Below are 17,136 nucleotides of genomic sequence, written 5' to 3'. Positions count from 1 at the left end.
CCCGCGCAGCCGGGCGAGCCCCGGGAAAGCGACTGGTTCCACGCGCTCGGCGACTTCCAGTACGCGGTGACCGGCCTGGTGACCCTCACGCCCGGCGCCGATGGCGAACCGCCCGCCGTGCACATCGCCTACCAGGTGCACCTGTACGACGAGTACTCGTGGGGCGCCGCCGCGCCGATGCCGGTCTGGCTCAGCAGTTCGCGGGAGAGCATCACGGTTCCGTTCGGGTACCGGGATTTCCGCGATCTGCACCAGGCCGGGCTGGCGCGGGAGTTCGTCGTCCAGGGCAGCAGCAGGGTGCACCACTTCACCGGCACTCCCGACGAGCTGGCCACGCTGCGGGTTCCCGCGGCTCCGCGGCCGCGGAGCTGGAACCGGTTGCTGGACGGCGTGTTCGAGCGGCCCGCGGTGCGCGCGGCGCCGGCTGTCGTCGAGGGCAGGGCGTGGGCCTACTACTCGGCCGTCGACAGCACCGGCCGCACCTACGACCTGTGGACGGCCCCGGACGGCGACGGGCTGATCGCGAACGGCGCGGTTCAGGACGTGGACGGGACGTGGAACACCTGGCAGGCCAGGCTCGTCCCGGGCGAGCACGACGGTTTCACCAGCCACGGCGGCGGTCCGCAGGTCGTGGTCATCGAGCTGCCCGGCGACAAGGCACTGCTGACCTTCGGTGATCGCCATGGCCTCCAGCTCGACCGGGTGGGCGTGTACCGCCGAGACGCCGACCTCCCGGCCGCGGACAGCGGCCTCGAAGAGGACCTGCGGAACGCGCTCGCCTGGTACCGCCTCGGCCTCGACCGTGACGTCACCGCGCCGGGGCAGGCCCGGTACCTGGTCGGCGACGTCCACTTCGCCGGGCCGCCGTCGTCCGGCTGGTCGACCTCCGACCTGGTCCATGCACTGCGCCAGTCGTCCACAATGGACACTCCGGCGAGCAGGGTCTACGTGCACTACTCGCCGCAGGACAGCGACGAGATCCCCCTCGCTCGCGTCGCGGGCTGGTGGACGGTGCGCTGGAACGCCGACCGCACGGACTTCGCCGCCGAGTGGACCGAAAACCCCGCTGCCGAGCCGATAACCACGATGGTCACCGGGTTGGCGCAGGCGATGCCCTGGCTGCGGGAGCTTGCCGGGAAGGCCGTCCCCATCCTGGCCCGCGCGCACGGGAAGTCCGAGGACGAGGTCCGCGTGCACGTCGAGGAGATGCTGGCGCGGGTGTTCGAGCTGAGCCCTCGCGGGCTGCGGCAGGCGTTCCCCGCGGACAAGTCCGCGCGCGACCGGCTCACCGACTACCTGTCGTCCGCGGGGGTCGTCGACTGGGCGAGCGGCCGCATCGGCCTGCGTCCCGGCGAGTCACTGGACATCCTGGCGACGACACTGGTCAAGGAACTGTCCACGACGCTGCGGCAGGCGCCGGAGGCCGCGTGGGCTCCCCGCGCCATCGCCGAGCTGGTGCTGATCGAGCGCGAGGTCGCGGATCACCTTGTGGCGCACCAGTTCCTGCAGGAGCTGACCGGCACGCTGTCGCCCGAAGCCGCCACCGTACGGGGCTGGAGCTGGGAGACCCTGTCCGAAGTCGTCCGCTACCGCTACGGGACCGAGCGCGAGCACCTGGACCGGGCCGTGTCCGCCGTGGTGATCGGCGGGGACATCGTCGAGCCGGGGCTGGGCAGGGAAACCAAGCCCCGGTGGCTTCCTTCCGGCGTCGCCACGAACGGCCCGGCCTCGTGGCTGAGCCGTCGCGCCGGGGTGGACGACGACGAGCTGGTCGCCGACATCCGGGCCCGGTTCGGCACCGACCCGAAGGTCGCGACCGGGGCACTGCACGGCAGGGCCCGGCAGGCACTCGCGCAGGCGCTGCCGGAAGCCTTCCGGCTCACCCCGCTCGACCCGGCACGGATCGCGTACCCGGCCGAGGGCGGTCCGGTCTGGGTGGTCAGCCACGACGAGCTGGAGCGGATCCTGCGCGACTCGCGCGCCGGACGCGCGGTGCTGGACTCGGTTCTCGTGTTCACTGTGGACGGAGAGGTCTACCTCACCGACCGCTGGGCACAACGGATCGAAACCTATGTCCGGTGGGGCCTGCTGCCGGAGAACTGGTTCACCCGGGTGCTGGAGGCGCGCGGCCGGGAGCTGGACGTGCTGCTGCAGCAGGTGCGCCGGGCGCAGAAGATCGAGCGCACCGCCGAGCGGGTCAACGCGAAACTGGAGAAACGCCACCGCGACAGCGCGCGCCCGCTGCGGCTCGCGCTGCCGGGTCGCGTCCGCTGGCTGCGCGAAGTGGTCGACGCGGTCCCGACCCTCACGGAGACGGGCGGCAAGATCGGCAGGCTGCCGGACGCCCGGCTGGACAGCCGGGTGCAGGCGGGATACGACCGGCGGGGCGCGTTCGTGGCGTTGCGGGGCCCGCGCGGCACGCTTTCCCTGATGCCGCCTTACCTTGCGGCAACCGACAAGATGGTCGGCGACGAGTTCGCACGGCTGAACGTGGAGGCGGGCCGGATCGGCCACACCGTCGACGTCGTCACGCGGCTCGTGCAACGCCGGGTCGGGGCGCCCGCGAGCCCGCTGGAAGCGACCAGGTTGCTGGCCGACCTGTGGGAGGCGGCCGCGGAACCCGTCCAGCAGCGGGAAAACCTGGAGCTGTACCGGGTGCGCCTGCGCGACCAGTGGAGCGCCGAGCCCCGTGAGTGGGAGCTCGCCGTCCAGTTCGGCCGCCACGGCAGGGAGTTGGCCGGTCTGTCCCTTGTGGACGATATGGCCCCGGACCTCGTGTCCGGCCTCGTCGAAGCCGAGGGCCCCAACGTGATCCAGCCGACCATGGGCAAGGACGGGCGCGGGACCGCACTGATCGTGGCCGACGACCTGGTGCTCACGGCGCGGCACGTGCTGGCCGGGCTGCGGCCGCGGCGGGTGCGCTTCGGCGGGCACCGGATCCGCGCCGTGCACGACTTCACCTGGACGGAACTGGGCCTGGCCGAGGACCCGTTCCTCGGCGCCGATCTCAGCTGGGAGCGGCAGCGGAGCCGACCGGACCTCGTGCTCGTCGAGGTGCCCGGTGTCCGCCGGGTGGGCGGTCCGCCGCGGATCGCGCGGAACCCGGCCGCCGGCGAACCCGTGGTGCACTTCGGAAACCCGCTCGGCGTCCGCAGCGTGCTGACCGGAACGGTGGCGGGCCAGGCCCCGGCCATGGGCGCGGTCAGGCTGAACGTGGCTTCCGTGGGAGGTTCCTCGGGCGGCCCCCATTTCACGCTCGACGGGAAGCTGGTGGCGATCACCAGCAACGGGAGCGCCCGCGAGGGCGCCATCGGCGGGGTCTCGGGGCAGCTGCTGGTCAACGCGATGCGGCTCTTCGAACCGGTGGCCCGTCCTTCGCGGCTGCACGACGTCCGCGCGGTGGTCGACCGCGGAGTGATCGCGGAACTCGTACGGAAGGCGAGCACCGCGACGACCGTGGTGGTGTCCGAACTCGGCGTGTTCGGCGGTCTCCTGGCGGAGGCGTTCAGCCTGGCGCGAACGCAGTTCACCGGGCACGCCGAAAACGGTCTCTGGGTCGATCCCACCGGCGGGCAGATCCTCGGCGGCATCGTCGGCGAGGTGGTGATTCTCGGGCTCGCCATGGGCAGCATCGGCGGGGCCATCTGGCTGTACGAGCGGCTGGACGACCTGGGCAGGTCCCTGCTGCCCAAGGTGTTCGACCGGGTCGAGGATTGGCGCGATGCGACCGGGCGCCTGCCTGGGGCGCGGCTCGAACTCCCGATCGGCGAGTCCGGCCGGAAACTCCGGGCGAACCGACTGGGCCTGCTCGTCTACAACCGCGGGGACCGGTTGGCACCGTTGCCGGGCGAGTGGCCCGAGGGTACCGCCGTACCGGAGATCCGGATGCTGGACGCCGACGAGGTGCTCGGCGGTGAGCGCATCGCGGGCTGGGGTGCCTTCGTCGCGGAAGGCGCGCTCCACGTGCCGGCCACGCGGGTCGCCGAGATCCGGGCACACGTGGCCGAGGGCAGGCTCGCGCGGAACGCGATGGCGAGGCTGGCGGACGAAGCGCTCAAACTGACTCGAACCGGCGTGCGCGAAGAGGATTCGGTCACGGCCGACATCGAGCGGGCACGCCAGGCCGAACTGCGGGCGAGTCTCCCGGGCGGGCTCCGCCCGGACCTGTCGATCGAGGACTTCCGCGCGCTGCAGAACCAGGTTTACGGCGTGCCGCGGCTGACGGACCCGACCCGGTGGGCCGGCGAGCTGGAGCGTGGGGAGCGGTGGCTCGACGTGCGGAGCGATCCGGCGGGGCACAGCCTCGACGTGATCCGCCGTGCCGTCGCCGATCTGGTGCGGGGCAACGACAATCTGCTCGCCGAACTGCTCGGGGAGCCGCCGCGGATCGTCTTCCACGAGCTGCCCGCGCCGTTGACCGCGGATGGCCGGATCCTCGCGGACTCCTTCGCGCTGCGGCGCGACGACGAGCTCCACGTCTACGCCACGAACGCGGACCGCGCGCTCGACGTTGTGGTGCGGGAGTTGTTCGGGCCCACGGTGGCGGAGCCGGTGGTCACGGATCTGGAGTCCGCCAAACCGGCGTTGGCCCTGCTGGCGGAAAGCGTTGTCAGCGTCCTGGCCGAGGAACACGGCCGCGGCGAGGCCGAGATCCGGGCCCGCCTCGCCGAAGTGCTGCGCGATTCCTTCGAACTGACCGAGCGGGGCGTCGCACGGGCCTTCGGCGACGACCAGGCGGCGCGGGATCGGCTCTCCGACTACCTGTGGTCCTCCGCGGTCTACGACTGGAAGTCGGGACGCGCCGGACTGCGGACGGGCGAACCGCTGGCGCTCGTGGCCGCGGCGCTCGTCAAGGAGGTGTCCACTTCACTGCGCGAGCGGCCGCAGGACGCCGTCGCCGGTCAGGGCGAGCAGCAGGCCCGGCGGTCGCTGGTGGCCCGCGAGGTCGCGGATCACCTTGTGGTGCACCGGTTCCTGCAGACGCTGACCGGCCCGCTGCCCACCGAGCTGGCTAAGGTGCGGGACTGGGCGCCGCAGGTACTGGCCGACGTCGTCCACTACCGCTACGGGATCGAGGACGCGCACCTGGACCGGTCCGTCTCCGCCGTCGTGCTCGGCAGGGACATGGTGGAGCCGGGCTTCGGGCGTGAACCATTCGACACGGGACAGCTCGCCGCGGACGTCAATGCGGAGCTGGCCGATGCGTCCACTGTGGACATGGTGGCCGTGCCGGACGGCGCTGGGCGGGTGAAGGTCACCGTGGACGGGGCGCTCACCGTCGTCTTCGCCGACGAGTCCGCCCGAGCAGCCGGTGGCGAGGAAAGGTTGCCGCTGCGGGAACTCGGGGCGCTGGCGCCCACGGTCATCGTGCTGCGGATACACGACCTCCTCGCCGCGCGCCCGGACTACGCCTGGCTGCGGCACCGGCACGAGGCCTTCCGGCGGCCCGCCGATCCGCGGATGGTCGGACGGGCGGTGGACGACATCCTCGCGCTGCTCCCGGAAGTCGACGACATCACGTGGGAGGACGACGGGGCCGACGTGGTCGTCACAGCCTACGACCCGCGCGCGTGGGTGTTGCAGCTCCGCGTCGGCGCGACCGAGCAGGACCGGCCGCGGGTGAGCGTTTCCGGCGGGCGGTTCCGGGTTGAGGTCCCGGCGGCCTGGCCCGCGCGCGAGCAGCGGCAGGCGATCACCGAGGCGATGCGCACGGCCATGGCCTACCAGCACGCCACCGTGCACGACTCGTGGCGGCTCCCGCCGACCGAGCCGGACTGGATCAGCAGGCAGGCCGCCGTCCTCGCCGGGGAGCTGTTCGGCTTCCATGCGAAGAACCCCTTGCAGTGCAACAGTTTCGCGCGGTTGCTGGCCGAGCAGGGGATCACCGTCGACCCGTTCGGCGAGGATCTCGCGCGGCTGGCTTCGCTGGCCGAAAACCTGCGTGACCGGTCCTGGACCGGGATCGGCCTGCGACACCGGATCCGCCGTTCGCCCGAGCTGCTCGCACTCGCTCCGGCCGAGGCCACGGATGAGACGGAGGTCGCGCCGCCAGAGCCGGTTTCCCTTACCAGCGAAGAACCTCCGGTCCCCGGCGAAGACCGCGAGCTGCTCGGCGCGTTCGAAGAAGGCGTTCTGGCGCGAGACCACGAACACCCGCTGCAGGTGCGGGCGAGCTGGGAAGCGAGCGGCGAACTCCGGATCGACGTCGGCTACACCGGGGAACCCGGGTTCACCGTGCTGCTCCGGCGCGGCCTCTACCACCTCTGGCGGGTCGACAGTGGCGCCACGTTCGAGGGCGCGCTCCGCGTCGACGCGCTCGACGAGACCACGGTCGGCCTCGTCGCCGACACCGTGCACCGGGTGCTGGCCGAGCAGTTCCGGCTCGGCCGGATCACGCCCGCTCCCCGCCGGTTCGAGACCGCCCCGGTCTCCGTGGACGGACCGACTCGCGCGACGGTCGCGCATCGTCTCGGCCACACCGCATTGGAGGTCCTGGACGACCACACCGGCCTCTTCATCCGCATCCCCGGTGACTCGTACTACGAAGTCGGGATCAAGCGTGTCCAGGGCCTCGGCAGGATCACCACCGTGCTGACGAACGAAGACCGGCGCCGGCACGAGATCTGGCTGCCGGAACAAGGGGCGAGCACCGGGGAGATCGCCGAAGCGGTCGCCGAGATCGCCCGGTTCCGGCACCTCGTGCTGCGGGAAGCGATGCATCCGCCGGTCGTCTGGGGCCTGCCGGAGCGGCTCGCGGCGCGGCTGGCCGAAGTGCGCGCCCCGGTCGACTATCGGGAGATCCGCGGCACCAACCGGATCCTCGTGCTCACCGAAGCGCCGGGCACCGAGCTGCTGCACGAGCACCTCGCGGCGAACCTGGTGTCGCTGCGGAACGCGGGCGTCACGCACCTCGTCGTCGACCAGCGGACCGACCGGCCTGCCGGCTCGTACCCTGGGCTCGAAAAGCGTGTGGTGACAGGGGATCCCGCGGGCGAAGTCGCCGGAATCCTGCGCGATCCGGATGCCACGGTGGCCGTGTTCGTCAGCGGCGACCCCGGCCCGATCCGGGACGAGGAAGGCCGCCCAGCCGTGGTCGTGCGCTACCCCGACCCTGCCGACCACAGGCAGAACACCTTCGCGCTGGCGGCCGCGTTGGCCGGTCTCGGCAGCACCACGTTCGCCGTCCCGCTCCGCCCGGAGGCCGGTGACCCCGACGTGCCGGACGCCGACTTCCTCGTGCACCTCGCGGCCGAGACACCGGATTCCGGCACCGATGGCCGCGAAGTGCCGGTGCCCGGCCTGGTTCCGGCCGAGGGGCAGCCGTGGCTGCCGGGTGAGCGCATCCTCGCCGGGATCAACGCGCGGCTGGATGGAGTGGACGTTCGCGGCCTCCGGATGCGGGCCGTCGAGGCGATCCCGGACTTCCCGGTCGCCGATGCGCCGCACGGGGCCCGGATCTTGGGCGTGCGGGTGCGCTACACGACGCGGGACGGTTCCGTCCTCGGCGACGGCCTGCACCTGTTCTACCGGGACGCGGACGACAACCTGTGGGCCGAGCACGTCGAACACCCCGACCTCGCCTACGACGAACTGGCCCGGCTGACCGAGCACTGGGAAGCCTTCTACCGCGAGTCGGGGCTGACGCACTACGTCGTGCACGCCCGTGGCGACGCGCGCGAAGCACTGGCACACGCGGGTTACGACTGGGCGCTGGACGAACGCGGGCACCAGGACGCCGAGGACGTGCTGTGGGTGATCGGCGCGCTCCAGGTCCAGTTGGAGCGAGACATCCGTACCGTGCGGCGGCTCCATCGCGCCGCAATGTGGAGCAGCTTCCAGTCGCGGGCGCGCCGGGCGCGGGCCGAACTCGACCAACTCGCCCGGAAGTACGGCCGTTCCGAAGACGAGCACTGGGACTTCGAAACGACATTGCGCGCCACGCACGAACGCGCCGCGCGGCTGCTGCGCGACGCCGAGCGCGCCACCTTCGGCTCGGAGCACTATCCGAAGCCCGCCGACGTCGCGGCGCTCGCGTTCGTCGGCCGAACTTCCTTGCGTGCGCCCGAAGTCGTGCGGTTCGAGCGGGTCATCGGCACGCGCCCGGTCGACGCGCCCGCGCTCACCGTGGACTCGTCGTCGCCGGACCTGCCCTGGCCCGGCGCGGTCACGCCGTTCGGCGAAGTCGTGCTCGAGGAGCTGACACCGGACGCGGCCACCGGCAGCGTCACGGACACGATTCACCAGGCATGGCAGGTACTCGGCTTCAACGGACGTCTCGTGATCAAGGCGCCGCGGGCGGACCGGGTGGCGGCGCTTCGGCAGCAGCTGCACCGTTTCTTCGGTGAGACCGCCGTTGTCGAAGGTGACCTCGTGGCGACCGCGCCCCTGCGGAACGTCCTGCCGACCACCGTGCGGGGCGAGACGACAACCGCCGAATGGCACGGCGAACGGATCTGGGCCCTCGGGCTCGGTCCGCGCGGTACGGCCGACGCGCTGGACGCGCTCAAGGTGGTGGCGGACCTGCTTCCGGCCCCGCACGGCCGGATGGTCGTCACCACGCCGGGCGAGCCGAACCTGGACGCGGCCACCGACCTGGCGCTGCTGGCCCTGCTCGCCGGCGCGGAACGCGTCGAGCTGGACCATTCGCTGACCAGCGGAATGCTGGCCGACATCAGCCGGGCCGGCGAGGCGCCCGGGGCCAGGCGGGCGGTCCTGGAAGAGGTGCTCCTGCGCGTCGAACGGGAACTGCGTCAGCTGCACCCCTCGGGCGAACGGCGGGACCGGCTGACCAAGGCCCAGCGCGACCTGCAAGACGCGCTGCAGCGGATGGACGACGAGCCCGCACCAGAGGTGGGCAACCCGGCCGAACTGGTGCTGACCGGTTGGGACCACACGCTTTTCACGAGCGGCGAGCCTTCCACGCTGACGCGGCTCGCGCGGGCGTTGCCGCCCGGTACGACGCTGCGGCTGTCCACGGGCCGCGACGCGCGGCCGGAGGTGCTGCACGAAATGCTGCGCGCGGGCGGCATGACCGGGTTCACGGCCACCGGGGACGGCCCGATCGTGATCACCGCGCACAAGGACGTGCCGCCCGAGCCGGTGGTCTACTCCCATGCCGACGGCCACACTGCGTTGGGGGAACTCCGCCGGGCACTGCCCGAACGGCTCGAGTCCGATCTCACGTACCGCGGTATGCGCGTCCGCGTCGTCCCGGTGGCCCCGAGCCAGCTCGACTACTGGGCCCCCAGCTCCCACACCCTGCACACCGAGCACGGGGAACGGGTGGTCACCGTCCTGGTCCGGCGCGGCCTCGGCCAGACCGAGGCCCAGCGGGCGATCGCCTACGAACTCGGCCGCGCGGAGTTCGAGAGTGGACGGCGGAACAGGCGGCGCGGCGTGCACAGCGCGCACGTGGCGGGCGGTTTGGTGAGGCTGGAACGCATCGCCGCCGAGTACGTCGACGCGCTCGCCGAACGGCCGGACGACGTCGAAGCACTGCGCACGGAATTCGCCGAGCAGGCCGGGCAGCTTTTGCCTACCACTGCCGAGGACCGCGCGGTCGTCATCGACGGGCTCACCCCCACGGCCCGCGCGTTGACAGCGCTTTCCGAGGACACGCATGACTTCCTGGTCCGCGCGGCCATGCGCAAGACGCGGAGCGTCGAAGCGCTCGCCCGGCTCGCGGGGTACCGCCTGGACGGACAGGCCGACGACGTCGACGCCGCGCTCGCCTTGTACGAGAGTCTGATGCTGCACAACCCGACCGTCGCCCCGCGCGGCACCGGAAGGCAGGACTTCGGCCGCATCGAAGAGCTCGGCGGGAGCTTCCAGCGAGTCGCGAACACCCCGGACGAGGTCGCCGCCGGATATCAGTCCATTGTGGACGCTTTGCGGGGTCGCCGGGCCTACGCCTTCGTGGTGGTGCACCGCGCCGGTGAGCCGCCGTTCGTCACCGCCGCGGCCAACGTGGGCAGCCTGGTGTTCGCCGACCCGGTGCTCGGCGACGCCGAGGACCAACCGCTCTACACGGACGGGGTCGAAGCGCTGGACGTGCTGATCCTGGACGAGGCGCGTCGCCCGGTGCCGGTGGCTCGACCCGTTCCGGCGGACGCGGCGGACCGGCCGCGGCTGCGGGCGTTCGAACTCGCCGTGGCGGCCCGCGACCACAATCACCCGCTAACCGTGCGCGCGAGCAGCGAAGACCCCGAAGAGCTCCGCATCGACGTGACGTACGGGAAGGGCGCCGCGGTTTACTCGATGCGGTTCCGGCTCGCCGGGTTCGGCTCGTGGAACGCCTTCTCCGACAACGGCCGGTTCATTGCCGCCCCGGTACTGGCTTTTGACGAGGACGCCGCCGAGGTGATCGCCGATCTGGCGCACCAGGTGCTCGCCGCGCGGTTCCACGACCGGCGGATCACCCCGGCCCCGCGGCGGATCGGCACGTCGCCCGTGCAGCCGGATGAGGCGGTCGTCGCGGCGGTCCGGGCCAGGCTGGGGGAATCGGTGTACTCGGTCCGCGCGATCGAGCACGGCATCGGCATCGTCGACGCGCACGGCGGCTGGTTCGAGATCGCCTTCGAACGCCTCGACGAGCTCGACCGCCTGGTACCGGTGTTCGTCAACCGCGCGCAGGAGGCCCGGCACCAGCTGCGGCTGCCAGCCGACCGCGACCCCGCCCCGGCGGAGATCGCCGAGGCGATCGCGAAGGTCGCGGCGTTCCGGCACCTCGCCTTCGGGACGGCCAAGCACCCGCCCGTCGTGTGGGGGCTACCGGACCGGCTGGCCGAACACCTGTTGGCCGAACGCGCCGACCTCGACTACGGCGAACTGCTCGGCGACAGGCGGGTGCTGATGCTCACCGAGGCGCCGGGGAACCCCGCCGTGCACAGGCATCTCGCGGCGAGCGTGCGGGCGTTGAAGGCCGCGGGGATCACTCACCTCGCCTACGACGGCACCGATGGCATCGAGCGCGACGCGCTCCTTCGCGCCATGACGGCGGTGGGCATCGAGGTGCGGGACATCGGCTTCCGCCCCCAGGAGGCGGACCGGTTCGCCACCCGCGAGACGATCCGCGCTGTCATGACCAGCGGCATCGAAGGCGTTCTCCGTGCCGACGAGAACGCCAAGGTGGCGGTGCTCGTCGACGAGACCAGGACGGGGAAGAGCACGCGGGGGACGTCGGTCTTCACCTCGATCGAGTACCAGCTCACGAAGGACGGCCGCTATCCGCCGGTCTCCCTTCGCTACTCCGACCCGAGCGACCCCCGGCAGCAGCAGTTCCGGCACGCGGTCGAGGTCGCCGGTCTCACCGCCACGCCGTTCGCGATCGACCTGCGCCCCTTGGTCGACCGCGATCCGGACGTGCCCTACGGCGCCGCCGTGGACCACCTCGTGCACCTGCCCGGCGAGAACCGGGAAAGCGCGAAACCCACGCCGCGCAAGTCCTATCCCGCACCCGCGCCCGAAGGCACGGATCTGAGTGTCGGGACTTACCGCAACAGCGACCCGTTCACCCTCAACTACTGGACGCCGGGCAACGTGCAGACCGGCCGCGGTCCCGCGCCCGGAGGGTTGCACCGCGAGGAAGCCGCCGCGTGGTTCGGTTACGACGCAACGAGTCTGGACGAGTTCACCGAACTGCTGCGGCAGGCAGGAGTGCCGTCGGTGCTGTCACCGGTGGATCTCGACCAGCTGCGTGCCTACGCCGCTTACCTGACTTCGGAACGAGGTCTCACCGAAGGCGCGAGCCGGCGGGAGTTCGTCACCCCCGGCCGGTTGCGCGACGCTTTCCTGCTGCGGCCGGAGGTTCAGCCCGAGCAGAACCGGGAGCGCGCGGCACGGATCGCCTGGCTGATCATCGAGCGGTACTACCACGGCGTCGAGCCCGGCGAGCCGGTCCCGTCCCAGGCCGAGCTGTCGAGCGCGCTGCGCGAGCAGGTGACGGACAGCGTGCTCGCCTTCGGGCCCAAGGTGGCGGCGTGGGTCGCGGGACAGCTGCCCGGCGCCCGCGTCACCGAAGGCTTCGCGGACCTCGACGTCGTGGCGGACCTGGAGATCGACGAGCTGCCGGTGTTCCCGCCGCGGCCGGACTATCCGCCGGACGCGCCCGTGGAAGCGCAGGCAGCGCTCGACGAATTCCGCCCGGACCGGCAGCTGCTCGCTCAGCTGACCGAGTTCGGCGAGATAGCCACGGCGCTCGCCGAAGGGCTGGACGCGCTGCCCCGCGCGGGCACCGAGGCGGACGAGCTGATCCCGGCCACCATGGAACTGTTCGAGGCGGTGGGTTCCCGCGCGGTGGATCTCGGCGACGCGGTGGCACAGCTACTGCTTCGGCACGCCGAGCCGGTCAACCTCGGCCGCATCGAGCTGAGGGAAGAACTGGTCCTCGAATACCAGCGCCTCGGCGTGCTGCTCGACGAAGTGACCGGCCGCTGGACCGAGCTGCACCAGTACGTCACGCAGCTCGGCGAAGCCTTCATGGGCGCGGTGTTCTGGCAGAAGGCCGCGGAGGACGCGGCCAATGCCGAACGCAGCGGCGGGGTCTTCGAGTTCGAGGGTGAACGGGTGACCGCGGCGGAGGCGGCCGAGAACGCTGCCGCCGCGCGGCAGGACGTCGAAGGGATGCTGGCCAGGGTCGAGCGGTTGCACTTCGATCTGGACGAAGCCGTGCGGCGAGTGGCCGCCGCGACCGAGGAGATGACGCGGGCGCGGGCGGCGCACCCGTTGCTGGCCTTCGACGCCGACGCGGTCGACCCGTCCGCCGACCGCGAGCGCTACCTGCGCCCGGACCCGAATCCCGGCCGTGGCCCGAAACCGGGCGAACTGAGCGAGCGCGACCGGGCCACGATCCACCATCTGCTCCGGCTCTCGGACCGGTTCCTGGGGCTTTCGGACTTCCTCGGGGCACGCGGCTTTTCCGGTGACCCCAAGCAAGTCCTCGACTGGCAGGCCGGGCGGCAGGCGGACCGCGAAGAGCAACAGGCCGCGGGCGAGCTGTTCCAGCTCTACGCGCAGCTGCGCGACATCGTGCAGGAAAGCATGAACGAGGGCCTCGACGGGGCGGACAAACGATTCCGCTGGCTCACGAAGATCGTGTTCAGCGTGCCGGAGTTCCGCGGCACCAACAGGTTGCGCGCGCTCCGCCTGCTGGGCAGGCTGCGCGCCGCCGAGGAAAGCACGGCACCCGGTCTCGTCAACGCCCTGTGGGCGTTCGGCAACAAGGAACTGGGCGACCCGTCGGTCGAGGGCGCCTACGGCGACCGCATCTACCGCGTGGTGGTCAAGCAGACCACGGAGTTCCCCATCGAGCGGCTCAGCTTCGGGGTCGGCGAGCACCGGTCGCCGTCGGTGGTCGACGCCGGCGAGGACGCGTTCCACCTCGTGCTGGCGATCGACTGGTGGTCCGGGGCGAAGCGGTTCCTCGGCGGACGGCTGTTCCGGCACGGGTTCACCGTGCAGCTGCGCGTCACCGACGAACCAGGGCCGGCGGTCCGGCACGCCGAGTACGCCGGGCCGGACCTGCTCAACGAAGGCCGGGTCGAGGGGACCCAGGTCATCTACGAGGTGCGTCGGCAGGCCACCAAGGAACAGGTGCTCGCGGCCCTCAAACCGTTGCTGCTCGGCGACATCGCGAAATGGCGCTCCTCGTCGCCACCGGTCAGGGCGTACGTCAAGAACACGCTGCTGGCCCACCTCGGCAGCGCGGGCGGGCTCACCGCGGGCAGCCTCGTCACACTCGGCGCGGGACTGGGCCTGAGCGCGCCGTTCCTCGTCTCCCGCGCGGTCGCGTACCTGTGGGGCTCGGCCTGGTCGTGGTCGATGAACTTCATCATCTTCAACCACACCCTGCGCGAGAGCTACGCGCTGACCCGGCTGCGCGCGTTCGAGCGCGGAGGGCAGGGGCCGTCGGTCGAGGAACTGACCCAGGGCGCGCACGAGGTGACGGAGAAACAGTCGCCGATGGCGAGCCTGCTGCACGTCGGACAGCAGGACGCGCCCGCGGCGGAATCCTTGCTGCACCTCACTTCCGCCGAGATCACCGAGCTGGGAGATCGGGTCGCCGAGGCGGGCCGGACACTCGCCAGGCAACTCGCGGACGGCGAGGTACCGCTTCGGTTCCTGCCCGGCGCCGGACTGCAGAAGGTGGTGCGGGGGATCGTCGAAGCCGAATGGCTGCCGCCGGGCGAGGGCGCGATCGACGTGGACGGGCCCGTGGAGCACGACTTCGGCACGATCCGGGTGCGGCTCGGCAGCGGGACGGACACCAGCGGGAAGGAGCCGGTCCACCTCGGCGACGGCGAAATCCTGTATCTCGGTTTCACCCTGGGCAGCCAGGCCCACTCGTACTACAAGACCACCGGCGGCGACGTCCCCGCGAACACCCAGCGCTACCGCATCGGCGTGGCCCCGAACCTCTTCCAGGCCGACGAGGCGCTGCGGCTCGGCGAGCTGACCGCGCAGGTCGTGGCCGGGGTGCAGGCCGGCTACCGGCTCTGGGTGCAGAACCCGATCAAGACCTACCTGAAGCAGTACTACGGGATGGCGCCGGTCGACGCGGGCGTGACCTACCTGTTCGCGCTCGCGGCGCACACCAAATGGCAGATCGCGCCGCTCGTGGGCATCAGCCTCGGCACGCGCGGCGGCACGCTTTTGGCGCAGTACACCAACTTCAAGTACTCGGCGCTGGCCGCGGTGATCAAACGGGACAACGTGCGTGAGCTGCTCAACTTCGGCATGGTCACCACGCCAGCCGAGTCGCTCCGGCTCGGCAGGCGTTCGCTGGGCACGATCCGGGTGGCGGTGGAGTCCACCGACCGGCTCCGCGAGGAGCTGCGCCGCTTCGACGGCAGGCCCGAGGCACTGACGGAGCGGGTGCCGGAAACGGCGGAGGAGCTGGAGCAGCTCGTGGTGGCGCGGATCGGCGAGCGGGCCGCGCGCGAGCACGACGTCCGGGACACCGACGTGGTGGTGTCCCAGGTTCCGGTGGACCCGGGAGATCCCGAGCAGGGCACGATGCGCCAGGTCGTCGTCGAGGTTTCGGCGAAAGCCCGTGTGCCACAACCGAAACTGCCGGGGAAGCTGCGGTTCGAGGTCAAGTTCAGTGACAGTTTCCCGGCGCTGGCGCCGAGGCTCACGCACGGCGTCATCACCAAACGCGGCGTGTACGACGTCCGCAACTTCACGGTGCTGCTGCCCGCCGCGAACCGGATGACGGCGGGTGAACTGGCGGAGTGGGTGGACGAGCACGTCGGCGACGCCATCCGGCGTTCGCGCACGATCCACCGGCGCGAGACCAGCCAGCTCGCCGTCAGCGCGGCGAACCGGGCCATCGGCGGCGGGGTCGTCAACACCGTCACCAGCATGCTGCAGCACAACACGGACGCGGCCGCGTCGGAGGTCCTCGGCGTCGCGACGAAGACCGGTGACGCGGTGATGGGCCTGTTCGGTGAACGCGGGAATCTCCAGCGCCAGACTCAGAACCTGCTCAAGGGGCTGCCCGAGGACGCGCCGACGCCGCGCGTGATGGACGACCTGACCTGGATGGGCGCCCGGCGGCTGCGGGCGCTCGACGCGGAGCTGCGCGAAGGCATCGAAGCCGATATCGAGCAGGCGACCGACCCACGGCAAAAGCGGGAGCTGGAGGAGCTGCTCGCCGAGCTCGGCGAACCCGCCGACGACCCCGAGCTGATGATCGCGCGGTTCGACCGGCTGGTCGCGACCGGCGAGCTGGCCGAGCGGATCCCGCACCTGGCGATGGTGCGCAGGGTCGGGTACGGCGAGTACGAGCTCTACGTCGACAAAGCGGATGTCGCGGGCCCGGCCGAGCTGAGGGCGAAGTGGAAGGGCCTGCACCGGCAGCATCTGCTGTTGCGGCTGCTGCCCGAGATCCCGGGCAGGCCTGTCGTGCTGTCCCGCTCGTGGACGGACGCGGACTACTTCGGTTTCGGCGGCGATCTCGACACCTTGCTGGAACTGCTGGCCGCGAAGGTCGGGATCGCGCACAACGGCGCGACGGGGGTGCCCGACGGGCGGATCTTCGCGCTGGAGGAGATCGGGGACGGCAACGTCGGCGGTGTGCTGAGCCGGAGCAGCACCCAGCTCTCGGCAGGTGAGGTCAACGGGCTCGATCTCGGCGCGCAGGGAGCCAGCGGGTACGTGTCCACAGTGGTCAATATGAAAACGAACTCCTGGGTCCGCCGAGGGGATTTCCTGAAGTCCAGCCAGACGAGGAAGCGGCTCTACTACGACATGGCCGGGGTGTCCGACGACCGCGCCCGGCTCGCGCAGTACATCGGCGACGCCTTCGACGACCACAACCGGATGCTCGCCGCCGCGCAGTTGCGCCGGGCGGAGATCACCGGGAGGTTCGACCCGGTGACCGTGCGGCTCCTGCGGACCGTTCTCGGCGGACGGGGCACGGACTTCTCCCTGCCCGCGCTGTTCCGCTCGTACGACCTCGATTTCGCCGAGCTGCCGGACAAGTTCACCTGGCAGGACGTCGACGACCTGGTCCGGGCCGGGCGGCTTGGCTCGCGTGCGCGGCCGGTGTGGGGGTCTGCGGAGCGGCTGGCCGAGTACCTGACGGCCAAGGCGGCCCCGCTCGACTTCGCCGGGCTGCTCACCGGCCCCGGCGCGGTGCTGGCGGCGGTTCCGGCCGAGCCACGCGGCTTTTTCGCGGCGCACGCGGAGAAACTGCGCCGCGCCGGGTTCACGCACGTCGCCGTCGAAGACCCCCGCGCGCACGACGAGGTGCTGGCCGCCATGCGGGCAGCCGGACTCGACATCGTGGCGCTCGGGGAGAGCGCACCGGAAGGCGCTGCCACCGCGGGGATGGCACGGCGGATCAAGTCCCTTGTGGACGGTTCCGGGGCGAAGGTGTTCGTGCTGACGGATATCGACCGGGTGACGCGGGAACAGACGCGCTACGAGAGTTCACTGGCACTGCGCCTCGCCGACTACGAACACGTCGACGTGGTGACTCTCGGCTTCGGTGACCGGGAGGAACACGAGCTGCTGCACGAGGCTGCCGCCCTTGCCCGTTTGGCGGACGGATTCGCCGTGGCACTGGGTGAAACCCGGCACGACGAGAACGCGCCGTTCGCCCTGCAGGGCCTGGACTTCCTGTACGGGCGATAA

Annotated in this window: 1 protein-coding gene (running past one end of the window); it reads left to right on the top strand. The window is 71.5% G+C overall.

Annotation, left to right across the window (positions count from 1 at the left end; all coding sequences use genetic code 11):
* Positions 1–17,136: the 3' portion of a trypsin-like peptidase domain-containing protein gene (locus tag FPZ12_RS18190; RefSeq protein ID WP_150980394.1), read on the top strand. It extends 71,853 nt beyond the left edge of the window; 17,136 of the gene's 88,989 nt are visible here — the last part of the coding sequence; the start codon falls outside the window, past its left edge; the stop codon is at positions 17,134–17,136.

It is taken from the genome of Amycolatopsis acidicola, assembly GCF_007713735.2.
Lineage (GTDB): Bacteria > Actinomycetota > Actinomycetes > Mycobacteriales > Pseudonocardiaceae > Amycolatopsis_E > Amycolatopsis_E acidicola.
This window is presented reverse-complemented; position numbering and strand designations above follow the sequence as displayed.